The organism is Pseudomonas sp. W15Feb34 (genome assembly GCF_023127765.1).
Classification (GTDB): domain Bacteria; phylum Pseudomonadota; class Gammaproteobacteria; order Pseudomonadales; family Pseudomonadaceae; genus Aquipseudomonas; species Aquipseudomonas synxantha_A.
In genome coordinates, this window is sequence record NZ_SPKN01000002.1 from 21,556 (window position 1) to 41,560 (window position 20,005).

The following is a 20,005-nucleotide window of genomic DNA, read 5'->3' on the forward strand; positions in this document are numbered from 1 at the left end:
AAGAGAATAGTACAACGGCCGCCCCTTCGCTCAACCGCGCAGCGCGACGACCAGTTCAGCCAGCCAAGGCTCGGCGTCGGCTTCCGGGGTCACGCTTTCGCTGGCGTCCAGGCGCAGCATCGGCAGCACTTCACGCACGCCCAACTCGCCGAACAGTTCGCGCATTTGCTCGCCGCCACCGCAGAACGTATCGCCATAGCTGGCGTCACCCAGGCCGATGACCGCGCCCGGCAGCCCGCGCCAGGCGGCGGGGAGTTGGTCGCGAATGCTTGAGTACAGCAGTTGCAGATTATCGGGCAACTCGCCCATGCCGGTGGTCGAGGTCACCGCAAGGAACGCATCGGGAGCAAACGCCTGCACCTCGCCCAGGCTGGCGCGAGGGTTGTGCCAGGCTTCAAAACCGGCGTCCTTGAGGATTTTTTCCGCATGGCGAGCGACTTCTTCAGCCGTACCGTAGACCGAGCCGGAAAGGATGGCGACTTTCATCAATCTGATCCTGTAGTTGAGTCAAAGCCTGGGATATTAGCAGTCTGTGCCGATAATTCAGCGCGCAGCGTGCAAGAATCAAGACTTGCCTTAAACTTGCACCGTCAAACACAAGCCATGGACCGCTCAATGATTAACGCCAAGCTGCTGCAAATGGTCGTCAATGCCTCCAACGATGGGATCGTCGTTGCCGAGCGTGAGGGCAAGGACAAACCGCTGATCTACGTCAACCCTGCGTTCGAACGCCTGACCGGCTACACCCTGGACGAGATCCTTTATCAGGACTGCCGCTTCCTCCAGTCCGGTGACCGTGACCAGCCGGCACTGATGGCCATTCGTGAAGCCCTCGACAACGGCGGCGCATGTCGCGAGATCCTGCGTAACTACCGCAAGGACGGCACTCACTTCTGGAATGAGCTGTCACTTTCGACGGTGTACAACGAGGCGGATAGGCAAACGTATTTCGTCGGTGTGCAAAAAGACGTCACCACTCAAGTCAAGGCGCAGCAACGCGTCGCCCAGTTGGAAGCGCAGTTGGCCGAGCTTAAAAACGAGCTCGCGGCGCTCAAGGCGACGAGTGGAATTAACAAACTGTAAAAAACGCGGTCTTTAGAGCGATAATGGCTCTTTAATGCCTCAGCCTTGAGCTAGATCAATGCACCGCGACACGCTTTTGACGCAGGACGAACTGGACTTTATCCAGGACATGCAGCACAACCCGCAGCTCAATCTGCGGGATGCGTGGTCGAGCCTGACGGTTAATGGCGGCGCGCAGATTCGTGATTTGCTCACGCGGCTGGCCGCTCACGACCAGGTCACCATCCAGGCGCAGTTCGACAACCAGCAACTTACCTTCCCCCTGCGCTTGGTGGAAGATGAGTTTCATGCGGTGCATCTGCGCCTGGGCGTGCCGAGCATTTTCGAAGACGGGCCGATGATCCGCCCGTGGCGCCTGGCCCTTGAAGCGCCCGTGGCGTTGGAAAACGTCAAGGGCTACCCCAGTGCATTGTGGGTGCACGAAATATCATTCAAGGGTGTACTGGTAGAAGTGCGCGGCCGGGCAAAACCGCCCAAGACCTTTTCCCTGTGGTTCAGCCCTTCCGGCTACGAACGTATCGTGCTTCGCGGCACGCTGGAGCGGGAAACTGCCCGAGGCCTGTTCGCTTACCGACTGAACCAGAGTGATGCAGATGAGACCGAGCGCCTGCGCCAGTTCATTCTGCACCAGCACCGCCTGGTTCATCCCCATGTGCACGCCTGAGTTCAGGTATCCAGGCGACCGCTGAGAAACTGCTGCAAGCGGCGCTGCATCAAACGTCCGTCATTGCCCAGGCAACCTATCGATGAGCCTGCCAGGCTGTGCTCGGCGAGGTCCGAGGCATCGCCAGCCAACAGCAACGGGCAATTGAGCGTCAATGCCAGGCGACTGAGCCGCGAAGGCAGTTCTGCACCGGGAGAATGGTTGGAAAACAGCACCAGGGCTTGTGGCCGAGTTCTCTCGCAGACCAGCGTCAACTCATCGAGCGGTTGGCCAACACCCAGGACTTTTACCGCGAGCTTGTCGCTGGATATCAATAAACCCGCGACCAACAGTTCCAGCTCACGACACTCGCCGGCAATGGCGGCCAGCAACACCCTCGGTGCCGGTGAAGCGCACGCCAATTGCAGCCGTTGAGCGGTGCGCGCACGCAGGAAGTTGTCGAAAAACAGCCATTCGCTGGCTTGGCCAAAACGCCCCTGGTGACGCAGCAGTTGCTGCCAGAGGGGCATCATGATGTCCTGAAATACGACGGTGGTTGAATAAGCGCTGAAGATTTGTCCGTACAACTGCCCCAGTTCACGATCATCAAAAGCGCTGATGGCCACCCGCAGTTGCGCCTGCCACTGCTGCCATTCCAGTTCGATATCGCTGCGTGACGCCGTGGCCAGCTCGCCGGGCCGTTGATCACGCGCCAGGATCTTGCCCACTTTGCTCACCGCTACGCCGCGTTCGATCCAGTCAAGAATGCGATGAACCGTGTCGATATCGGTGCTTGAGTACAGCCGATGCCCACTTTCGGTGCGAGTGGGTTGAATCAAGCCATAGCGACGCTCCCAGGCACGTAAAGTCACCGGGTTAACGCCTGTAAGTCTTGCCACTTCACGAATTGGAAACAGCACTTCGGCGTCAGCGTGACTATCAGGTGATGCTTCAAGAGACGGAGCTATGATTTGGGACATCAGCTGTCAGCAATATCCATATGGATTTGGATCCTATTTAACGCCCATTGATGCCCATGATTCAAGATCTACGGCGATCCATCCGAAGTTTCTGGCGTATTTCGGCAAAACAGGAATAATCCTTGCCTGTTTTTTACGTCGCTGCAGCACCCCGCAGCCTCGTTCGTGCGCCGCTTACCCGGCCCAGCGCACTCGATACCTGGAGATACACCATGTCTACCTCACCCGTCACGTTGATGGTTGCGCGCCGCGTCGCCAAAGGTCGCTACGAAGAATTGATGGCTTGGCTGCGCGAAGGCGAGCAATTGGCCACTGACTTCCCGGGTTACCTGGGTTCCGGCGTACTCGCCCCGCCACCCCATGATGATGAGTTCCAGATCATCTTCCGCTTCGCCGATGAGAAAACCCTGCACGCCTGGGAATTTTCAGCCTCGCGCAGCGCCTGGCTGAGTCGCGGTAGCGAGCTGTTTGCCAACCCTTGCGAGCGTCGTGTCAGCGGTATCGATGGCTGGTTTGGTGCCGTAGGGGCACGCCCGCCGCGCTGGAAACAGGCGGTCGCGATTTGGCTGGCGTTCTTCCCGGTGTCATTGTTGTTCAACTTCGGTCTCGGCCCGCTGCTTGGCGAGTTGGACCTGTTCAGCCGTGTACTGGTCAGCACCGCCGCCCTGACGCCGCTGATGGTTTACCTCTTTATTCCGCTCTCGACGCATCTGTTGGCGAACTGGCTGCACCCCTCGCCACCGCGCAAAGTCACCGAAGCCGCCGTATGAGCACAGGGGCCGGGTCGCTGGTATAGTTTGCGTCTGCCAGCGACTTGAGCCTCCCATGATTGCAACCCACGCACCGATCCTGATCACCGGTGCCGGCCAGCGCGTCGGCCTGCATTGTGCTGAGCGCCTGTTGGATGATGGCTACTCGGTGATTTTCAGTTACCGCAGCGAACGCCCAGGTGTGCAGGCGCTACGTGAACGAGGGGCCATCGGCGTATTTGCCGACTTTTCCAGCGAAGCCGGGATTCTTGCCTTCATCGCGCAGTTGCAAACCCATACCCAAAGCCTGCGTGCGATCATCCACAATGCTTCGGCCTGGGTCGCAGAAACAGCGGGCGACGAAAGCCGCGCGTTTATCGATATGTTCAGCGTACACATGCTTGCGCCGTACCTGATCAACCTGCATTGTTCACCCTTGCTGCAACGCTCGACACCTGCCGATATTGTGCACATCAGCGATGACGTGGTGCGCAAGGGCAGCCGTCAGCACATCGCCTATTGCGCCACCAAGGCCGGCCTCGACAGCCTCACGCTATCGTTTGCCGCGCAGTTCGCGCCGCTGATCAAGGTCAACGGTATCGCGCCGGCCATGGTGATGTTCAACGAAGGCGACGACGCGGCCTATCGCGCCAAGGTCCTGGCCAAGTCGGCCCTGGGCATCGAGCCCGGGCCTGAGGTGATCTACCAGAGCGTGCGTTACCTGCTGGACAACCCCTATGTCACCGGTACCACCCTGACCGTCAACGGCGGGCGGCATATCAAGTAAGCCGTTTGCGAGGATGTTGTATGACCCTTTCCCTGCCCCACCACTACCGCGAAATCCTCAAGGGCCTGGGCGAAGACCCAGAGCGCGAGGGCCTGCTCGACACGCCCAAGCGTGCCGCCAAGGCCATGCAGTACCTGTGTCATGGCTACGCGCAGAACCTGGAAGAAATCGTCAACGGCGCGCTGTTCGCCTCCGACAATGACGAGATGGTGATCCTCAAGGACATCGAGTTGTACTCGTTGTGCGAGCATCACCTGCTGCCCTTTATCGGCAAGGCGCACGTGGCCTATATTCCGACCGGCAAGGTGCTGGGCCTGTCTAAACTGGCGCGCATCGTCGACATGTTTGCCCGGCGCCTGCAGATCCAGGAAAACCTTACGCGGCAAATCGCCGACGCCATCCAGGACGTAACCCAGGCCGCCGGCGTGGCGGTGGTGATCGAAGCCAAGCACATGTGCATGATGATGCGCGGCGTAGAGAAACAGAATTCAACCATGAACACCTCAGTGATGCTCGGCGCCTTCCGCGAATCGAACACCACGCGCATGGAGTTCCTGCAATTGATTGGACGGAGCAAGTAGCAATGCCACAACTTCAACCAGGCATGGCGCGTATCCGGGTCAAAGACCTGTGCCTGCGCACTTTTATTGGCATCAACGAGGACGAAATCCTCAACAAGCAGGATGTGCTGATCAACCTGACCATCCTGTATGCCGCCCAGGACGCCGTGCGCGACAACGATATCGACCACGCCTTGAACTACCGCACCATCACCAAGGCGATCATCGCCCATGTGGAAGGCAACCGCTTCGCCCTGCTGGAGCGCCTGACCCAGGAATTGCTGGACCTGGTGATGAGCAACGAATCGGTGTTGTACGCCGAGGTGGAAGTCGACAAGCCCCACGCGCTGCGCTTTGCCGAGTCGGTTTCGATCACTCTAGCCGCCAGCCGCTGATACTAAGTGAGCCCTATGAACGACCAACAACGCCTCGAACTCGAAGCCGCCGCCTTTCGCCGGCTGGTGGCCCACCTGGACAGCCGAAAGGATGTACAGAACATCGACCTGATGAACCTGGCCGGCTTCTGCCGCAACTGCCTGTCCAAGTGGTACAAGGCCGAGGCCGATGAGCGCCAGATCGAGGTCAGCCTCGATGACGCCCGTGAAGTGGTGTACGGCATGCCGTACGCCAAGTGGAAAGCCCAATACCAGCAAGAAGCCAACGCCGACCAACAGGCCGCGTTCGCCAAAGGAAAACCCCATGACTGATCTGAACACCCTGCGCGCCAGCCTCAACAGTGGCGAACACGTCTTTGCCGACACCCTGGCCTTTATCGCCGACGGTTACGACTACCAGCCACAAGCGTTCACCAATGGCGATGTGGAAAACGCAGCCGGACAAAACGAAGGGTCGTGCAAGACCCTGGGTCTGGCCTTACTGGAAGGCTTGAGCGATCAGGAAGCGTTGCTGGCGTTTGGCGAGCATTACCGGTCGGTGGTGGCGACGCCTGAGGGCAGTGACCATGGCAATATTCGGGCGTTGATTGCCCATGGGTTGGATGGGGTAAAATTTGCCGCGCAGCCCCTGGCTCGCAAATCCTGAGTCAAATACATATCCAAATGTGGGAGGGGGCTTGCTCCCGATAGCAGGTTTCAGCCAAGTATTAGTTGGCTGACACACCGCTATCGGGAGCAAGCCCCCTCCCACATTTTTTTGCAGCGTTGTTTAGAACGAAGCGTCCTTCAAACCATCGAGGTAGCGCTCGGCATCCAGGGCCGCCATGCAACCGGCGCCGGCCGAGGTGATGGCCTGGCGGTAGACATGGTCAGCCACGTCACCGGCAGCAAAGATACCTTCGATGTTGGTCGCAGTCGCATTGCCTTCACGGCCGCCCTGCACCACCAGGTAACCGTCTTTGGCTTCCAGCACGCCCTCGAACAACGAAGTGTTCGGAGTATGGCCGATGGCAATGAACACGCCATCTACTTTCAATTCGTCGAAGCTGCCATCGTTGTTCTTCAGGCGCGCACCGGTCACGCCCATGTTGTCGCCCAGGACTTCATCCAGGGTGGCGTTGAGCTTGAGGATGATCTTGCCTTCTGCCACACGGGCATGCAGCTTGTCGATCAGGATCTTCTCGGCGCGGAAGGTCTCGCGACGGTGAACCAGGGTCACAGTGCTGGCGATGTTGGCCAGGTACAGCGCCTCCTCCACAGCAGTGTTACCACCACCGACCACAGCGACCGGCTTGTTGCGGTAGAAGAAACCGTCGCAGGTAGCGCAGGCCGAAACCCCCTTGCCCATGAACGCTTCTTCCGATGGCAGGCCCAGGTAACGAGCACTGGCACCGGTGGCGATGATCAGGGCGTCACAAGTGTAGACGCCACTGTCGCCGGTCAGGCTGTAAGGCTTCTTGGAGAAGTCGACCTTGTTGATGTGATCAAACACGATCTCGGTTTCAAAGCGCTCGGCGTGCTCTTTCATACGCTCCATCAGCACCGGGCCGGTCAGTCCGTGGACATCGCCCGGCCAGTTGTCGACTTCGGTGGTGGTGGTCAACTGACCGCCCGCCTGCATGCCGGTGATCAGCAGCGGCTTGAGGTTGGCCCGGGCAGCATAGACGGCAGCGCTGTAACCGGCAGGGCCGGAACCGAGAATAATCACTCGCGAATGGCGGGTATCAGACATGACTCGCTCCTATCGACCGCCCGGACTACAAGGCGGCTGGAATAAAAAAGGGACCACGAAGCACTTGGGGAAGGCTTGAACTCGCAGGCCCTGAAAATAATGGGTGCAGCGTATCGAGGGGGGCAAGATTAAGGAAATACGGAATAACAATCCAGCTCATAGGTGGTCTCTATGCAGTCGGCCCGATTAATCGACGCCATTGCTCCCCCTAATGTTACTGATGATGTCGCCGCTTTCGCCCACGATACAAAGCCGGTAAGGTCGGCGCGTTCGTCATCCTGCTCGGAGTTCACCATGCCCGCCCCCGCTCTTTCCGGTCCGCAATACCTGCGTGAAGGCCTCAAACTGGTGTTGAGCCCTGGCTTGCGCTTGTTTGTGCTGCTGCCGCTGGCGATCAACCTGGTGCTGTTCGTCGGCTTGATCTATTTCGCCGGCCATCAGTTCAGCCTGTGGGTCGACCATCTGATGCCGACGCTGCCCAGTTGGCTGAGTTTTCTGAATTACCTGTTGTGGCCATTGTTTGTGGTGTTGGTGGTGCTGATGGTGTTTTTCACCTTCACCATGCTCGCCAATATCATCGCAGCGCCGTTCAACGGCTTTCTCTCGGAGAAGGTTGAAGTGGTGGTGCGCGGCACCGATGACTTTCCGGCGTTCAGTTGGGGTGAGTTGATCGCCATGGTGCCGCGTACCCTGGCCCGGGAAATGCGCAAGCTGGGCTACTTCCTGCCACGAGCTATCGGACTGTTTATCTTGTCGTTCATTCCAGTGGTCAACCTGATCGCTGCGCCGCTGTGGTTGCTCTTTGGCGTATGGATGATGGCAATCCAGTACATCGACTACCCGGCCGACAACCACAAACTGGGCTGGAACGAGATGCTCGCCTGGCTGCGCCAGAAGCGCTGGCAGAGCATGAGCTTCGGCGGTGTTGTCTATCTGGTGCTGCTGGTGCCGGTGGTCAACCTGCTGATGATGCCGGCGGCAGTCGCCGGGGCGACGTTGTTCTGGGTGCGTGAGCAAGGTGCCGAGGCGATGACGCAGCAGGCCGTGACCCCGTCATAAATCCATCATCACTCAGACACAATGGCGACATGGCCCGCGGTGACACTGTGGGTCATGACGACAGCCTCGCTTCACATCACCCTCATTACCGAAACCTTCCCGCCGGAAATCAACGGCGTGGCCAATACCCTTGGCCGCCTGTGCGAGGGTTTGCGCTCGCGTGGTCATCAGGTCGAACTGGTGCGTCCACGCCAGGGCGCTGATCAGAGCCGACCGAGTGACGATCAACTGCTGCTGTGCCGCGGCTGGCCATTACCCGGTTACCCAGGGCTGCAATGGGGCCAATCGTCGATGCGCAAACTGCTCAGACGCTGGAGCCGCCAGCGCCCGGACGTGTTGTATATCGCCACCGAAGGGCCGTTGGGTTTATCCGCTCTGCGTGCGGCGCGGCGTTTGGGAATCAGTGTTGTCAGCGGCTTTCATACCAACTTCCAGCAGTATTCGAACCAGTACGGCTTGAGCCTGCTCAGTCGCATGGTCACCCATTACCTGCGCTGGTTTCACAACCGATCGAGCCTGACCCTGGTACCAAGCGCCAGTCAGCGCCTGGAACTGGAGCGTCGGCATTTTGAGCGCCTGGGGATGTTGGCCAGAGGCGTCGACAGCCAATTGTTCCACCCCGCCAAACGCGACAGCGCTCTGCGGGAAAGCTGGGCATTGAATAATGAGCAAATCGCAGTGCTGCATGTAGGGCGGCTGGCCCAGGAAAAGAACCTGGGCCTGCTCAAGCGCTGTTTCGAGACCTTGCAGAACAGATACCCCATGCGTCAGATGAAACTGATCATCGTCGGTGATGGACCACAACGAGCAATGCTGGAAAAGGACCTTCCCGAAGCAATTTTCTGCGGTGCCTTGCGCGGTGAAGAACTGGCTCGTCATTACGCGTCCGGCGATGTGTTCCTGTTCCCCAGCCTGACCGAAACCTTTGGCAATGTGGTACTGGAGGCCATGGCGTCAGGGTTGGGGGTGGTGGCCTACGACCAGGCTGCCGCCACACAGCATATTCGTCACGGCTACAACGGGGTGCTGGCGATGCCGGGTGACGAAAATGCGTTTTGCGACGCCGCCAATTGGCTGCTGGAGGACGCGGAAAGTTTACGCCGTATGCGCCTCAATGCGCGTCAACACGCGAGCCGCCAGGGCTGGCCAGCGATTGTCGAACAGTTCGAGCAGCAGTTACGAGGTGTGTGTGGGGAACATTTTATCGTCCCAACACAGCCGCACGCAGGCTGAAGACTCAGCAATGACTGTAAGTCACTTCACCTGCCTGACAGACGAGCCCCCGAGTAATGGCCCAGGCGTTAGGCTTTTTCGCGCCAGAGCGCCTGAATAAGCGCCCCCACACAGGATATTTCTGGAACGCCGCAGGATTTATCACCACCCACATGACACCTGTCTTATCAGGGGTGTCTTTTACAGATCGCACCCAAGAGGCAGGCATTCATGATGGAAACTTAAGAGATAACTATGTCGACACTGATAAACGAATCCATGGTTCCACGGTACCCGACTACCGATATCTTCAGCCAGAGGCCTACGGGGCCCGACAATGGCTGGTACCGCCCGCAGCAACCCCCACGTCCCGACTACGGCTGGCATCGCCCGCAGCAACCCCCACGTCCCGACTACGGCTCGCATCGCCCGCAGCAACCTACACGTCCCGACTATGGCTGGCATCGTCCGCAGCAACCCACACAACCCGACTATGGCTGGCATCGTCCGCAGCAACCCTCACAACCCGATTATGGCTGGCATCGTCCGCAGCACCCCACACAACCCGATTATGGCTGGCATCGTCCGCAGCAACCCTCACAACCCGATTACGGCTGGCATCGTCCACATCAGCCCACACGCCCCGAATACGGCTCGCATCGTCCACAGCAACCGACATACGACCAAACCCTGACGCAGCCAGTACGCCCCTATTGATCAGCCAACCCCAGGAGATACGGAACATGTCAATTTATGGAATGGGTGTACGCAATGGTGTCAACATGCCAACCGCGCAATGGACCCAGCAGCAACAATGGCTGGATCAAGCCCGTGCTGAACCGCCAATCTACGGCCAGCCTGGCCATAAAGACACGCTCAAGACTGATCACAGTAAAGAGTTGAATAAGCGACCAGAGTATTAATCGCTAAAGAGAAGAAACTCCCTGTGACGCTCACAGGGAGTCCAGCCGTTTACACCAGAGTGGTCAACGCGTCGCGACTGAAGGGCAAGATGTCCCCTTCGCGCCCTTCGCGCACCTTCACGGCCCAATCCGGGTCCACCAGCAGCGCACGCCCTACGGCCACCAGGTCGAACTCATCGTTATTCAGGCGCTCCAGCAGCTTTTCGAGGCTGGCAGGTTGCGCGACCTTGTCGGTGTTGACCATAAATTGCAGGAACTCGCCATCCAGGCCAACACTGCCCACGGTGATAGTCGGCTTACCCGTGAGCTGACGCGTCCAGCCAGCAAGGTTGAGGTCGGAGCCTTCAAACTCCGGCTCCCAGAAACGGCGAGTGGAGCAGTGGAAAATATCTACGCCGGCCTCAGCCAATGGCTTGAGGAACTCACCCAGCGCCTCAGGGGTTTGCACCAGGCGTGCGGTGTAGTCCTGCTGCTTCCACTGCGAGAAACGCAGGATGATCGGAAAATTCGGCCCTACAGCAGCACGGGTGGCCTCGATCAGCTCAATGGCAAAGCGCGAACGGTTGGCCAGGCTGCCACCGTATTCGTCGGTGCGCTGGTTGCTGCCCTCCCAGAAGAATTGATCCACCAGGTAACCGTGGGCGCCATGGATTTCTACACCGTCCATGCCGATCGCCTGGGCGTCACTGGCAGCTTGGGCGAAGGCGTTGATCACGTCCCTGATGTCCTGTTGCGTCATACCGTGCACAACCACGTTGCCGTCCTTGAGCTTTTCCATCGGGCCATAAGCAGGCACGCTGGCATCAGGCTCGGTGCCAATACGGCGCACGCTACCCACATGCCACAACTGCGGGACAATCTTGCCGCCTTCGGCGTGTACCGCGTCGACCACTTTCTTCCAGCCGGCCAGCGCGGCCTCACCGTAGAAATGCGGGACGTTGGGGTAGCCGTTGGACGCCCGGTGATCGACCACGGTACCTTCAGTGATGATCAGGCCCACACCGGCCGCCGCACGACGACGGTAGTACTCGATGACCTTGGAGTTGGGTACACCACCCGGAGAGAACGAACGGGTCATGGGCGCCATGACCACGCGGGTCGACAGTTGCAGTCCACCGAGTTGGAAGGGTTTGAACAAGGCTTGGACAGGCATGGAGCACTCCACCAGGACGGGATTTATGACGCGGATAATATGGCGAGTGTGCAGTGCTTAGTAGCACTATTGATCTGGGTGATTAAAGGGGTAGAAGTAGCCGAATACCTGTAGGAGCGAGCTTGTTCGCGAAGAATCCGGGAACACGCGTTAAGTCAGGATCAACGCGTTATCGTTGGCGATCTTCGCGAGCAAGCTCGCTCCTACAGTGGGTGTGTTTCAGCTCAGGGCTTTTTCGATGGCCTGCATGATAGTCGGGTCGTCCGGGGACGTACGCGGCGAGAAGCGCGCGAGTACCCGGCCATCTTTACCCAACAGGAATTTCTCGAAGTTCCAGGTGATGTCCCCTGGAAACTCGGCGCCCTCACCTGCCAGCAAGCGGTACAGCTGATGACGATCCGGGCCGTTGACCTCGAGCTTGCTGCCCAGGGGAAAACTCACCCCGTAGTTCAGGCTGCAGAACTCGCGGATCTCTTGTTCGGTCCCCGGCTCCTGGCCTGCAAACTGATTGCACGGCAAGCCGAGCACCGTGAATCCCTGGTCTTTGTATTGCTGGTAGAGGTTTTCCAACGCTGCGTATTGCGGGGTCAAACCACATTTGGACGCCACATTGACCACCAGCACAACCTGGCCCTTGAAGGGCGCCAGCGGTAGCTCTTGTCCGTCCAGGGCTTTGAGTTTCAGATCGTGGAAAGCACTCATGACGAACTCCAGATATCCCATATTCTTTGCATTGCAGCTCTCGGAGCTTACAACCGGCGAGTCTGCAATCATAGACGCCGGTGACAAAACTCGCCTGCAGGTTACTGAGCGGTCGGCCAGGGCAGAATCGGAATCGCCGTCACCGCGTTCTGCGGGCTGCCTTCGATCAGGCGGTCGCTGTAGACCAGATACACCAGGGTATTGCGCTTCTTGTCGAGGAAACGCACCACCTGCATGGTCTTGAACACCAGGGAGGTGCGTTCCTTGAAGACTTCGTCCCCGTCCTTGAGTTCGCCCTTGAAATGGATCGGGCCAACCTGGCGGCAGGCAATCGAGGCCTCAGCGCGGTCTTCGGCCAGGCCCAGGCCGCCTTTGACGCCGCCGGTCTTGGCACGCGACAGGTAGCAGGTCACGCCGTCAACCTTGGGGTCGTCAAACGCTTCGACCACAATCCGGTCGTTAGGGCCGACAAACTTGAACACCGTCGAGACCTGGGCGATTTCTTCCGCCGAGGCCAGCAGTGGCATGAGCAATAACAGGCCGAGTAATCCCTTCATTACACGCATCGGGTATTCCTTTCGTTTAAACCAGGATGAGGTTATCGCGGTGCACCAGTTCCGGTTCCGCCATATAGCCCAAGAGTCCGACAATAGCGTCAGACGATTGTCCAATAATCTTCTGCGCCTCAAGGGCGCTGTAGTTGGCCAGGCCACGGGCAATCTCACGACCGTCCGGCGCGACGCAAACCACCATTTCGCCACGGCGGAAGCTGCCCTGCACCAGCTTGACGCCCACCGGCAGCAAGCTCTTGTTGCCTTGGGACAACGCCGAGACCGCGCCCTCGTCCAGCACCAGGGTGCCACGGGTTTGCAGATGCCCGGCCAGCCACTGCTTGCGCGCCGCCAGCATGCCGCGTTCCGGTGATAGCAGCGTACCGATGCGCTCACCGGCCTTGAGGCGATCCAGCACACGCTCCAGGCGCCCACCAACGATGATGGTATGGGCACCGGAACGCGCAGCCAGGCGAGCGGCGCGCAGTTTGGTCTGCATACCGCCACGGCCCAGGGCACCGCCGACACTGCCGGCGACCGCATCCAGTGCGGGGTCATCGGCGCGGGCTTCGTAGATCAACTGGGCATCGGGGTTGTTGCGCGGGTCGGCGTCGAACATGCCGTCGCGGTCGGTGAGGATCACCAACAGGTCGGCTTCCACCAGGTTGGCCACCAGCGCAGCCAGGGTGTCGTTGTCGCCGAAACGGATTTCGTCTGTGACCACGGTGTCGTTTTCATTGATGACCGGGATGACCTTGAGCTCCACCAAGGCGCGCAAGGTGCTGCGGGCATTGAGGTAGCGCTTGCGGTCGGACAGGTCGTCGTGGGTCAGCAGGATCTGCGCCGTGTGGCGGCCGTGCTCGGCAAAGCTGGACTCCCAGGCTTGCACCAGGCCCATCTGGCCGATGGCCGCGGCGGCTTGCAGTTCGTGCATCGCGCTGGGTCGCGCGGTCCAGCCGAGGCGGCTCATCCCGGCGGCAACCGCCCCGGACGACACCAGCACCAACTCGACACCGGCCTCATGCAAGGCCACCATCTGCTCGACCCAGACGCTCATGGCTGCGCGATCCAGCCCCTTGCCATCGGCCGTCAGCAACGCACTGCCGATCTTCACGACCCAGCGCTGCGCACCTGTCACTTTGCTCCGCATCATCTTCAACCTTAGAGTGAGGGCCGCGCGACCCAGCGCCGCCCATAACGTTATACCCGGATACCAAAACGCCGCTCCAGGGAGCGGCGTTCAAGTTTATCGCAACGAATCAATCGCGCACGTAAATGATTTCCGGACCGTCTTCATCATCCACGTCTTCTTCGTCCCAATCATCGTCGCCGATGTCATGGACCGACTTCACGCCGCTGCGGCGCAGGGCACGCTGGTCGTCCAGAGCCTGCAACTGGGCACGGGCTTCGTCTTCGATCTGCTGGTCAAGCTCGGCAAGCTCGGCCTTGAATACCGGGTCGGCCGCCAGGCGGTCGGCTCGGTCTTCCAGGTAACGCATGATGTCGCGGGTCAGGCGTTCGGTGCCTTCTTTGGCAATGGCCGAGATCACATAGACCGGGCCTTCCCATTCCAGGCGATCGACGATTTCCTTGACGCGCTCTTCGTGCTCTTCCTCAAGGATCTGGTCGCACTTGTTCAGGACCAGCCAGCGATCACGCTCGGCCAGGGCCGGGCTGAACTTGGTCAGCTCGCTGACGATCACTTCGGCGGCATCCGCAGCGCTGGTGTCATCCAGCGGCGCCATGTCGACGAGGTGCAGCAGCAAACGGGTGCGGGACAAGTGCTTGAGGAAGCGAATGCCCAGACCAGCACCGTCGGAAGCCCCTTCGATCAGGCCAGGAATGTCGGCAACCACGAAGCTCTTCCAGCGGTCGACGCTGACCACGCCCAGGTTTGGCACCAGGGTGGTGAACGGGTAGTCGGCGACCTTCGGCTTGGCGGCCGATACCGAGCGGATGAAGGTACTTTTGCCGGCGTTCGGCAGGCCCAACAGGCCCACGTCGGCGAGTACTTTCATTTCCAGCTTCAGGTCACGCTGTTCGCCCGGCTTGCCCGGCGTGGTCTGGCGCGGCGCACGGTTGGTACTGGACTTGAATCGGGTGTTACCCAGGCCGTGCCAGCCGCCCTGCACAACCATCAGTTTCTGGCCGGCCTTGGTCAGGTCGCCAATCACTTCCTGTGTCGCGGAATCGATGATCGTGGTGCCGACCGGTACGCGCAGTACCAGGTCTTCACCTTTTTTGCCGGTGCAGTCGGTGCTGCCGCCGTTGGAGCCACGCTCGGCATCGAAGTGCCGGGTGTAACGGTAGTCGACCAGGGTGTTGAGGTTTTCGTCGGCCATCATGTAGATGGAGCCACCGTCACCGCCGTCACCGCCGTTCGGACCACCGTTTTCGATGAATTTTTCGCGACGGAAACTCATGCAACCGTTACCGCCGTCGCCTGCTTTTACTCGGATGGAAACTTCATCAACGAACTTCATAACAAAACGCCTCTCGCCGCATGGACGAGCTTAAGAAACCAAGACATAAGACTCTTGCAAAAATGAGCGCAGCGACCTCAATCAGCGACCGCAAACTTGCGCCTGAGCTCATCACAAACAGCTTTGCAAGAGACTCACTCCACAAACGAAAAAGCCCCGTCGCAAGACAGGGCTTTTCCAGCGATCTCGCAATTAAGCTGCGACAACGCTCACGTAACGGCGGTTGAACGCGCCCTTTACTTCGAACTTGATCACGCCTTCGATTTTAGCGAAGAGGGTGTGATCTTTACCCATGCCAACACCGTAACCGGCGTGGAATTGGGTGCCGCGCTGACGCACGATGATGTTGCCCGGAATGATTTTCTGGCCGCCATACATCTTCACGCCAAGGCGTTTGGCTTCTGAGTCGCGACCGTTACGGGTACTACCACCAGCTTTTTTGTGTGCCATGAGTCAATTCTCCTAGTGAGGAATTAGGCTGAAATTAAGCCTGAATACCGGTGATTTTGATCTCGGTGTACCACTGGCGGTGGCCCATACGCTTCATGTGGTGCTTACGACGACGGAACTTGATGATGCGGACTTTATCGTGACGACCTTGGGAGATCACTTCAGCCACAACGGTAGCGCCAGCAACAACTGGAGCGCCGATGTTCACGTCATCGCCATTGGCGACCAACAGAACGCGATCAAAAGTAACGGATTCGCCAGTAGCGATTTCCAGTTTTTCGATCTTCAGGTATTCACCTGGGGCGACTTTGTATTGCTTGCCACCAGTAACAATTACTGCGTACGACATGGTATTTCTCCGATAATCCTGCTCACCCAGCGCTTTATAAGAAGAGGTATTGGCTGGCATGGCTGCATGGGATGGACGTCCCGAATGCAATTGCGTAAGGCAGGTGCTGCCCAGGAAGTTCAGGGTGCGCGATTGTACGCAAGCTATGGGAGGCTTGCAAGGGGCCGTCTATCGCGCCTTGACACCCGGGGGTCAGGGTCCTAGCATGCCGCGCAACCCTTCTGGAGCGACTGTCGCTGATGCAACCCCAAGCTTTCTACCGCGCGGTCGCGGACGATTTTAGCGCCGTCGACGGCATCATCAAGCAGCAGCTGACGTCTAAAGTGCCGCTGGTCTCCAAAATTGGCGACTATATTACGTCGGCGGGCGGTAAACGCCTGCGTCCTTTATTAGTACTGCTGTGTGGCAAGGCGCTGGGCCGCGAAGGCGATGACCTGCGCTTGCTGGCCGCGACCATCGAGTTCCTGCACACCGCCACCCTGCTGCATGATGACGTGGTCGACATGTCCGGTATGCGGCGTGGCCGCGAGACCGCCAATGCCATGTGGGGCAACGCACCCAGCGTGTTGGTGGGCGACTTCCTGTACTCGCGCTCGTTCGAAATGATGGTCGAACTGGGCTCGATGCCGGTGATGAAGATTCTTTCACAGGCCACGCGCATCATCGCCGAAGGCGAAGTGTTGCAGCTGTCCAAGGTCCGCGACGCCAGCACCACCGAAGAAACCTATATGGAAGTGATTCGCGGCAAAACCGCGATGCTCTTCGAAGCGTCCACCCACAGCGCTGCCGCGCTGTGTGGCGCCACCGCCGAACAGGCCGAAGCCCTGCGTACCTTTGGCGATCACCTGGGCGTGGCGTTCCAACTGGTGGATGACCTGCTCGACTACAAGGGCGATGCCGAGACCCTGGGCAAGAACGTCGGTGACGACCTGGCCGAGGGCAAGCCAACCTTGCCGCTGATCTACACCATGCGCGAAGGCACGCCGGAACAGGCCGCCCTGGTGCGCAAGGCCATCCAGAAAGGCGGGATCGAAGACCTGGAGGCCATCCGTGCCGCCGTCGAAGCCTCCGGTTCCCTGGAGTACACCGCGCAACTGGCGCGTGACTACGTGGCGCGGGCGATCCAGTGCCTGGAAGCCTTGCCGGCCAGTGAATACCGGGATGCATTGGTGGAACTGAGTGAGTTCGCTGTGGCCCGTACTCACTGATTCCGCGTTGATTAATGTGGGAGCTGGCTTGCCTGCGATGACGGTAGTGAACTCACCATCGCTATCGCAGGCAAGCCAGCTCCCACATTTAGATCGCATTCACCACTGACCTCCCCGCTCTCGCCGCAAAACCCTATATAATGTGCGACTTTTAGTCATCCCTGAATCTCAAGGAGCTTTAGTGAGCACGTTGCCACCCTGCCCGAAATGCAATTCCGAATACACCTACGAAGACGGCACCCAACTGGTCTGCCCGGAATGCGCCCATGAGTGGTCCGCCAATGGCGAGGCCGAAGTGGCCGGCGATGAGACCGTGAAGAAAGACTCTGTGGGCAACGTCCTGCAGGACGGCGACACCATCACCGTGATCAAGGACCTCAAGGTCAAGGGCACCTCACTGGTGGTCAAGGTCGGCACCAAGGTCAAGAACATCCGCCTGTGCGACGGAGACCACGATATCGACTGCAAGATCGACGGTATCGGCCCGATGAAACTCAAGTCCGAGTTCGTGCGCAAGGTCTGAAGCTGCTGCATCCATCCCGCGCCCGCCGCGGGATGGCGTTTCGCCCTCCTGATTGATCGAAAACAATATCCACACAAAAAAACCCGGAAACCGCCAATAGATACTTGCTATTCTACGAATAAGAATTATTCTCATTGAAACTCATCAAGGAGAACGACCATGACTTATTTGATAGATGCCTGGCTGGATCGCCCCCACCCTTACCTGCGAATCCTGCATCGGGAAACCGGCGAAGTCTGTGCGGTGCTTGAGGAAGAAGCACTGAACGAACTACAGGACCAGGGTGACCTGGACGTCAATGGCCTGAGTTCCAGTGAGCCTGGAGTACTGAAAGAAGTGGTGAGGAATTTGTTTCTGTTCTGCTATGCCCGAGCATTGCGCCCGGCGACCGACTTGAATGGCAAGTTCCATCCATGAAGAAACTGGCAAATGCCTGTTGGGGCGAACGCGTTCGTCCCAACAGGTAACCAGCAGGTCTTACAGAACGTCGAGCAGCTCGACGTCGAATACCAGAACGCTGTGCGGCGGGATGCTGCCAACGCCTTGAGCGCCGTAAGCCAGTTCGCTCGGCACGTACAGACGCCATTTGCTGCCGGCATTCATCAGTTGCAGGGCCTCGGTCCAGCCGGCGATCACGCCGCCAACCGGGAATTCTGCAGGCTGGCCGCGCTCGTAGGAGCTGTCGAACACAGTGCCGTCGATCAAGGTGCCGTGGTAGTGGGTACGCACTTGATCTTCACGGGTCGGCTTGGCGCCGGTGCCGGCAGTCAGCACTTCAAATTGCAGGCCGGAAGCCAGGGTGGTGATGCCATCACGCTTGGCGTTTTCAGCCAGGAAAGCCAGGCCGGCACCCGCGGCGGCTTCAGCCTTGGCAGCGGCTTCGGCTTGCATGATCTCGCGGATCACTTTGAAGCTGGCAGCCATTTGCTCCTGGTCAACACGGCTCGGCTGGCCTGCAAATGCGTCGGTCAGGCCGGCCAGGATTGCGTCCAGGCTCACGCCCGGCGGCGGGTTGTCGCGCAGTTGGTCGCCCAACTGACGGCCGATACCGTAGCTGACGCGGGTTTCGTCGGTGGACAGATTAACTTCGGACATGAAGAGGCTCCGCTGTAGGACAACATGGTTTCCCGCGCTGCCCAGAACTAAAAGGGCCCGCAGACTAGCACACAAGAGCAGCCCATGATCAGCCCCCTCCCCGGCTACCAGAGCGCCAGGTCGTAGGTCAGGTACACCCGGTAGTTGTCCCGATCACTGGCATAAGTCGAGCGGTAAGTGGCCTTGCGCAACTCCACGCCCAGTCCTTTGAACGTGCTGTCCTGGACCACATAGCGCAGATTCGTGTCGGACTCCCACTCACGCGCCTCGCGCCCTTTGAACTCGCCGTTTTGCCCTTTGTAGTAGCGGGTCATGAAACTCAAGCCCGGCAGTACCGCCGTCAAGTCATAGTCGTAGCGCAGCATCCATGTCTGCTCACCAGACTGGATGAACTTGCCAACACCGGCGTTACTGAAGGAATACACCGTCGACACGCTGGCATACGGCAACGCTGTGTCGCCGCTGACTTTCTGATAACCAACACCCAGCGCCTGCGGGCCCAGGCGGTAAGTGAACAGACCGCTGAACATGTCACTGTCGACCTCGCCGTTACGCGCCTCACCCGCTTCGTTACTAATGAAGTAGCGCAAGTCGCTGGTCAGTGTGCCGCTGCCCAACGGCTGCTTATGCACCAGGCCAAAGAATTGCTGGCGATAGAATTGGCGCATTTCACCGTAGTACCAGGTGCCGCTGAGCTTCGGCGTAAACGCGTAGCTAGCGCCGGCAAAATCGAAATCACTACCCTTTTTTCCGCTGTAGCCCTGGGGATAAATATCCACACTGTCAGTGGAGTTACGCAACTTGAATTTGTCCAGGTGCCCAGCGTGCAGGTACAGGTCACGAATACCACTGTATTCCACTTGTGTGCCCTGGAAGGTCTGCGGTAACAAGCGGCCATCGTTGTGCACCAGCACCGGGATTTTCGGCAGCAACGTGCCGGTTTTCACCACTGCATCGCCCCAGCGCATCTTGGCCGTGACGCCCAGGCTGGAAAACTCACTGGCCGCATGACCATCGTCGTGCACAGGTAACAAGCCCGTCCCGGCGTGCGTCGGGCTGGAGTCGAGACGCAGGCCCGCCAGCCCCAGGGCATCCAGGCCAAAACCCACGGTGCCCTCGGTATAACCAGACTGAAGATTAAGCAGAAAACCCTGAGCCCATTCCTTGCGGTCTTCACCACCGTCGCGATAACCGTCGTTGAAGTAGAAGTTGCGCAAGGTCAATCGGCCGTGGGAATCCTCCCAGAAACCCTGGGCCATCAATGTCGGTGACAGGCTCGCCAGCAGCCCCGCCGAGACCATTCCCCCTTTCGTGAAAAACTCACGCATAAACCATTCCTCAATGCCGTGTTGTGTTTTTTATGGGCAG

27 protein-coding genes are annotated in these 20,005 nt (G+C 59.1%); 15 read left to right on the forward strand and 12 right to left on the reverse strand.

Annotated elements, in window-relative coordinates; all coding sequences use genetic code 11:
- Positions 1–30 precede the first annotated feature (30 nt).
- Positions 31–486, reverse strand: coding sequence for a flavodoxin (locus E4O97_RS00405; protein WP_032879551.1), 456 nt, complete (start codon positions 484–486; stop codon positions 31–33).
- A 129-nt stretch (positions 487–615) separates the two neighbouring features.
- Here E4O97_RS00405 and E4O97_RS00410 point away from each other — a divergent pair, with 129 nt between their 5' ends.
- The gene (locus E4O97_RS00410; protein ID WP_216092086.1) at positions 616–1,083 is read left to right on the forward strand and encodes a PAS domain-containing protein; all 468 of its coding nucleotides are present in this window, start codon (positions 616–618) and stop codon (positions 1,081–1,083) included.
- A 58-nt stretch (positions 1,084–1,141) separates the two neighbouring features.
- Complete coding sequence (locus E4O97_RS00415; protein WP_248160739.1) at positions 1,142–1,747, forward strand: hypothetical protein; 606 nt, start codon at positions 1,142–1,144, stop codon at positions 1,745–1,747.
- 2 nt (positions 1,748–1,749) lie between these two features.
- On the opposite strand, the gene E4O97_RS00420 is transcribed toward E4O97_RS00415, so the two are convergent.
- Positions 1,750–2,706, reverse strand: a complete 957-nt coding sequence (locus E4O97_RS00420; protein ID WP_248160740.1) for a MerR family transcriptional regulator — start codon at positions 2,704–2,706, stop codon at positions 1,750–1,752.
- Positions 2,707–2,918: 212 nt separating this feature from the next.
- On the opposite strand from E4O97_RS00420, the gene E4O97_RS00425 reads away from it, so the two are divergent.
- Genes E4O97_RS00425 through E4O97_RS00450 form a run of 6 tightly spaced genes read left to right on the forward strand, consistent with a single transcriptional unit; the run spans position 2,919 to position 5,843 of the window.
- Positions 2,919–3,476, forward strand: coding sequence for an antibiotic biosynthesis monooxygenase (locus E4O97_RS00425; RefSeq protein WP_032879547.1), 558 nt, complete (start codon positions 2,919–2,921; stop codon positions 3,474–3,476).
- 58 nt (positions 3,477–3,534) lie between these two features.
- The gene (gene folM / locus E4O97_RS00430) at positions 3,535–4,242 is read left to right on the forward strand and encodes a dihydromonapterin reductase (RefSeq protein WP_216092195.1); all 708 of its coding nucleotides are present in this window, start codon (positions 3,535–3,537) and stop codon (positions 4,240–4,242) included.
- 20 nt (positions 4,243–4,262) lie between these two features.
- Positions 4,263–4,823: a GTP cyclohydrolase I FolE gene (gene folE, locus E4O97_RS00435; RefSeq protein ID WP_005791285.1), complete on the forward strand. Its 561-nt coding sequence runs from the start codon at positions 4,263–4,265 to the stop codon at positions 4,821–4,823.
- A gap of 2 nt (positions 4,824–4,825) precedes the next feature.
- The gene (gene folX, locus E4O97_RS00440) at positions 4,826–5,197 is read left to right on the forward strand and encodes a dihydroneopterin triphosphate 2'-epimerase (protein ID WP_032857710.1); all 372 of its coding nucleotides are present in this window, start codon (positions 4,826–4,828) and stop codon (positions 5,195–5,197) included.
- A gap of 15 nt (positions 5,198–5,212) precedes the next feature.
- Positions 5,213–5,509 carry a DUF1244 domain-containing protein gene (locus E4O97_RS00445; protein ID WP_248130471.1) on the forward strand — a complete coding sequence of 99 codons (297 nt, stop codon included), beginning with the start codon at positions 5,213–5,215 and terminating at the stop codon, positions 5,507–5,509.
- Entirely contained in the window at positions 5,502–5,843 is a 342-nt protein-coding gene (locus tag E4O97_RS00450) for a HopJ type III effector protein (RefSeq protein WP_148852675.1), read from the forward strand. The genes E4O97_RS00445 and E4O97_RS00450 overlap by 8 nt, the downstream gene beginning before the upstream one ends.
- 123 nt (positions 5,844–5,966) lie before the next feature.
- On the opposite strand, the gene trxB is transcribed toward E4O97_RS00450, so the two are convergent.
- A complete protein-coding gene (trxB, locus tag E4O97_RS00455; protein WP_003194076.1) occupies positions 5,967–6,929 on the reverse strand; it encodes a thioredoxin-disulfide reductase in 963 nt (320 codons plus the stop codon).
- Positions 6,930–7,223: 294 nt separating this feature from the next.
- Here trxB and cysZ point away from each other — a divergent pair, with 294 nt between their 5' ends.
- The 4 genes from cysZ (at position 7,224) to E4O97_RS00475 (ending at position 10,123) form a co-directional block, all read left to right on the forward strand.
- Positions 7,224–7,988 carry a sulfate transporter CysZ gene (gene cysZ, locus E4O97_RS00460; protein ID WP_078822280.1) on the forward strand — a complete coding sequence of 255 codons (765 nt, stop codon included), beginning with the start codon at positions 7,224–7,226 and terminating at the stop codon, positions 7,986–7,988.
- Positions 7,989–8,042: 54 nt separating this feature from the next.
- The gene (locus E4O97_RS00465) at positions 8,043–9,221 is read left to right on the forward strand and encodes a glycosyltransferase family 1 protein (protein ID WP_248160741.1); all 1,179 of its coding nucleotides are present in this window, start codon (positions 8,043–8,045) and stop codon (positions 9,219–9,221) included.
- A 234-nt stretch (positions 9,222–9,455) separates the two neighbouring features.
- Positions 9,456–9,917, forward strand: a complete 462-nt coding sequence (locus E4O97_RS00470) for a hypothetical protein (protein WP_248160742.1) — start codon at positions 9,456–9,458, stop codon at positions 9,915–9,917.
- Positions 9,918–9,943: 26 nt separating this feature from the next.
- Positions 9,944–10,123, forward strand: coding sequence for a hypothetical protein (locus tag E4O97_RS00475; RefSeq protein WP_032879540.1), 180 nt, complete (start codon positions 9,944–9,946; stop codon positions 10,121–10,123).
- Positions 10,124–10,172: 49 nt separating this feature from the next.
- Here E4O97_RS00475 and E4O97_RS00480 read toward each other — a convergent pair whose 3' ends face one another.
- From E4O97_RS00480 to rplU, 7 genes are all read right to left on the reverse strand, one after another.
- Positions 10,173–11,276 carry an NADH:flavin oxidoreductase gene (locus tag E4O97_RS00480; protein WP_032879538.1) on the reverse strand — a complete coding sequence of 368 codons (1,104 nt, stop codon included), beginning with the start codon at positions 11,274–11,276 and terminating at the stop codon, positions 10,173–10,175.
- Positions 11,277–11,495: 219 nt separating this feature from the next.
- Positions 11,496–11,978 (reverse strand): glutathione peroxidase, encoded by a 483-nt coding sequence (locus E4O97_RS00485; RefSeq protein ID WP_216092091.1) that lies wholly within the window; start codon positions 11,976–11,978, stop codon positions 11,496–11,498.
- A 101-nt stretch (positions 11,979–12,079) separates the two neighbouring features.
- Positions 12,080–12,544, reverse strand: coding sequence for a CreA family protein (locus tag E4O97_RS00490; protein ID WP_032879534.1), 465 nt, complete (start codon positions 12,542–12,544; stop codon positions 12,080–12,082).
- 16 nt (positions 12,545–12,560) lie between these two features.
- Positions 12,561–13,679: a glutamate 5-kinase gene (gene proB / locus E4O97_RS00495; protein ID WP_005791305.1), complete on the reverse strand. Its 1,119-nt coding sequence runs from the start codon at positions 13,677–13,679 to the stop codon at positions 12,561–12,563.
- A gap of 109 nt (positions 13,680–13,788) precedes the next feature.
- Positions 13,789–15,012: an Obg family GTPase CgtA gene (cgtA, locus tag E4O97_RS00500; protein ID WP_005791308.1), complete on the reverse strand. Its 1,224-nt coding sequence runs from the start codon at positions 15,010–15,012 to the stop codon at positions 13,789–13,791.
- 192 nt (positions 15,013–15,204) lie between these two features.
- Complete coding sequence (rpmA, locus tag E4O97_RS00505) at positions 15,205–15,462, reverse strand: 50S ribosomal protein L27 (protein ID WP_003176049.1); 258 nt, start codon at positions 15,460–15,462, stop codon at positions 15,205–15,207.
- Between the two features lie 34 nt (positions 15,463–15,496).
- Positions 15,497–15,811 carry a 50S ribosomal protein L21 gene (rplU, locus tag E4O97_RS00510; RefSeq protein WP_003176051.1) on the reverse strand — a complete coding sequence of 105 codons (315 nt, stop codon included), beginning with the start codon at positions 15,809–15,811 and terminating at the stop codon, positions 15,497–15,499.
- Positions 15,812–16,050: 239 nt separating this feature from the next.
- Here rplU and E4O97_RS00515 point away from each other — a divergent pair, with 239 nt between their 5' ends.
- The 3 genes from E4O97_RS00515 to E4O97_RS00525 all read left to right on the forward strand — a co-directional run bounded on the left by E4O97_RS00515 (position 16,051) and on the right by E4O97_RS00525 (position 17,959).
- The gene (locus E4O97_RS00515; RefSeq protein WP_005791318.1) at positions 16,051–17,019 is read left to right on the forward strand and encodes a polyprenyl synthetase family protein; all 969 of its coding nucleotides are present in this window, start codon (positions 16,051–16,053) and stop codon (positions 17,017–17,019) included.
- A 181-nt stretch (positions 17,020–17,200) separates the two neighbouring features.
- Positions 17,201–17,542: a zinc ribbon domain-containing protein YjdM gene (locus E4O97_RS00520; protein WP_005791320.1), complete on the forward strand. Its 342-nt coding sequence runs from the start codon at positions 17,201–17,203 to the stop codon at positions 17,540–17,542.
- Positions 17,543–17,701: 159 nt separating this feature from the next.
- The gene (locus E4O97_RS00525) at positions 17,702–17,959 is read left to right on the forward strand and encodes a hypothetical protein (RefSeq protein WP_005791321.1); all 258 of its coding nucleotides are present in this window, start codon (positions 17,702–17,704) and stop codon (positions 17,957–17,959) included.
- A gap of 60 nt (positions 17,960–18,019) precedes the next feature.
- Here the strand turns inward: E4O97_RS00525 and E4O97_RS00530 are convergent, their stop codons facing one another.
- Together E4O97_RS00530 and E4O97_RS00535 are read right to left on the reverse strand one after the other, a co-directional pair.
- Positions 18,020–18,637 carry an FKBP-type peptidyl-prolyl cis-trans isomerase gene (locus E4O97_RS00530; protein WP_014719893.1) on the reverse strand — a complete coding sequence of 206 codons (618 nt, stop codon included), beginning with the start codon at positions 18,635–18,637 and terminating at the stop codon, positions 18,020–18,022.
- 104 nt (positions 18,638–18,741) lie between these two features.
- Positions 18,742–19,938 carry an OprD family porin gene (locus E4O97_RS00535; RefSeq protein ID WP_216092196.1) on the reverse strand — a complete coding sequence of 399 codons (1,197 nt, stop codon included), beginning with the start codon at positions 19,936–19,938 and terminating at the stop codon, positions 18,742–18,744.
- Between the last annotated feature and the right edge of the window lie 67 nt (positions 19,939–20,005).

What these genes read in the sequence shown, in the direction of transcription:
- E4O97_RS00420 (WP_248160740.1), bottom strand. Translation starts at nt 2,706, where the DNA reads ATGTCCCAAATCATAGCTCCGTCTCTTGAAGCATCACCTGATAGTCAC.
- rplU (WP_003176051.1), bottom strand. Translation starts at nt 15,811, where the DNA reads ATGTCGTACGCAGTAATTGTTACTGGTGGCAAGCAATACAAAGTCGCC.
- E4O97_RS00530 (WP_014719893.1), bottom strand. Translation starts at nt 18,637, where the DNA reads ATGTCCGAAGTTAATCTGTCCACCGACGAAACCCGCGTCAGCTACGGT.
- rpmA (WP_003176049.1), bottom strand. Translation starts at nt 15,462, where the DNA reads ATGGCACACAAAAAAGCTGGTGGTAGTACCCGTAACGGTCGCGACTCA.
- E4O97_RS00525 (WP_005791321.1), top strand. Translation starts at nt 17,702, where the DNA reads ATGACTTATTTGATAGATGCCTGGCTGGATCGCCCCCACCCTTACCTG.
- folX (WP_032857710.1), top strand. Translation starts at nt 4,826, where the DNA reads ATGCCACAACTTCAACCAGGCATGGCGCGTATCCGGGTCAAAGACCTG.
- folE (WP_005791285.1), top strand. Translation starts at nt 4,263, where the DNA reads ATGACCCTTTCCCTGCCCCACCACTACCGCGAAATCCTCAAGGGCCTG.
- E4O97_RS00475 (WP_032879540.1), top strand. Translation starts at nt 9,944, where the DNA reads ATGTCAATTTATGGAATGGGTGTACGCAATGGTGTCAACATGCCAACC.
- E4O97_RS00445 (WP_248130471.1), top strand. Translation starts at nt 5,213, where the DNA reads ATGAACGACCAACAACGCCTCGAACTCGAAGCCGCCGCCTTTCGCCGG.
- E4O97_RS00485 (WP_216092091.1), bottom strand. Translation starts at nt 11,978, where the DNA reads ATGAGTGCTTTCCACGATCTGAAACTCAAAGCCCTGGACGGACAAGAG.
- cysZ (WP_078822280.1), top strand. Translation starts at nt 7,224, where the DNA reads ATGCCCGCCCCCGCTCTTTCCGGTCCGCAATACCTGCGTGAAGGCCTC.
- E4O97_RS00425 (WP_032879547.1), top strand. Translation starts at nt 2,919, where the DNA reads ATGTCTACCTCACCCGTCACGTTGATGGTTGCGCGCCGCGTCGCCAAA.
- E4O97_RS00480 (WP_032879538.1), bottom strand. Translation starts at nt 11,276, where the DNA reads ATGCCTGTCCAAGCCTTGTTCAAACCCTTCCAACTCGGTGGACTGCAA.
- E4O97_RS00515 (WP_005791318.1), top strand. Translation starts at nt 16,051, where the DNA reads ATGCAACCCCAAGCTTTCTACCGCGCGGTCGCGGACGATTTTAGCGCC.
- E4O97_RS00470 (WP_248160742.1), top strand. Translation starts at nt 9,456, where the DNA reads ATGTCGACACTGATAAACGAATCCATGGTTCCACGGTACCCGACTACC.
- E4O97_RS00415 (WP_248160739.1), top strand. Translation starts at nt 1,142, where the DNA reads ATGCACCGCGACACGCTTTTGACGCAGGACGAACTGGACTTTATCCAG.
- E4O97_RS00405 (WP_032879551.1), bottom strand. Translation starts at nt 486, where the DNA reads ATGAAAGTCGCCATCCTTTCCGGCTCGGTCTACGGTACGGCTGAAGAA.
- trxB (WP_003194076.1), bottom strand. Translation starts at nt 6,929, where the DNA reads ATGTCTGATACCCGCCATTCGCGAGTGATTATTCTCGGTTCCGGCCCT.
- E4O97_RS00450 (WP_148852675.1), top strand. Translation starts at nt 5,502, where the DNA reads ATGACTGATCTGAACACCCTGCGCGCCAGCCTCAACAGTGGCGAACAC.
- E4O97_RS00465 (WP_248160741.1), top strand. Translation starts at nt 8,043, where the DNA reads ATGACGACAGCCTCGCTTCACATCACCCTCATTACCGAAACCTTCCCG.
- E4O97_RS00410 (WP_216092086.1), top strand. Translation starts at nt 616, where the DNA reads ATGATTAACGCCAAGCTGCTGCAAATGGTCGTCAATGCCTCCAACGAT.
- proB (WP_005791305.1), bottom strand. Translation starts at nt 13,679, where the DNA reads ATGCGGAGCAAAGTGACAGGTGCGCAGCGCTGGGTCGTGAAGATCGGC.
- cgtA (WP_005791308.1), bottom strand. Translation starts at nt 15,012, where the DNA reads ATGAAGTTCGTTGATGAAGTTTCCATCCGAGTAAAAGCAGGCGACGGC.
- E4O97_RS00535 (WP_216092196.1), bottom strand. Translation starts at nt 19,938, where the DNA reads ATGGTCTCGGCGGGGCTGCTGGCGAGCCTGTCACCGACATTGATGGCC.
- E4O97_RS00490 (WP_032879534.1), bottom strand. Translation starts at nt 12,544, where the DNA reads ATGCGTGTAATGAAGGGATTACTCGGCCTGTTATTGCTCATGCCACTG.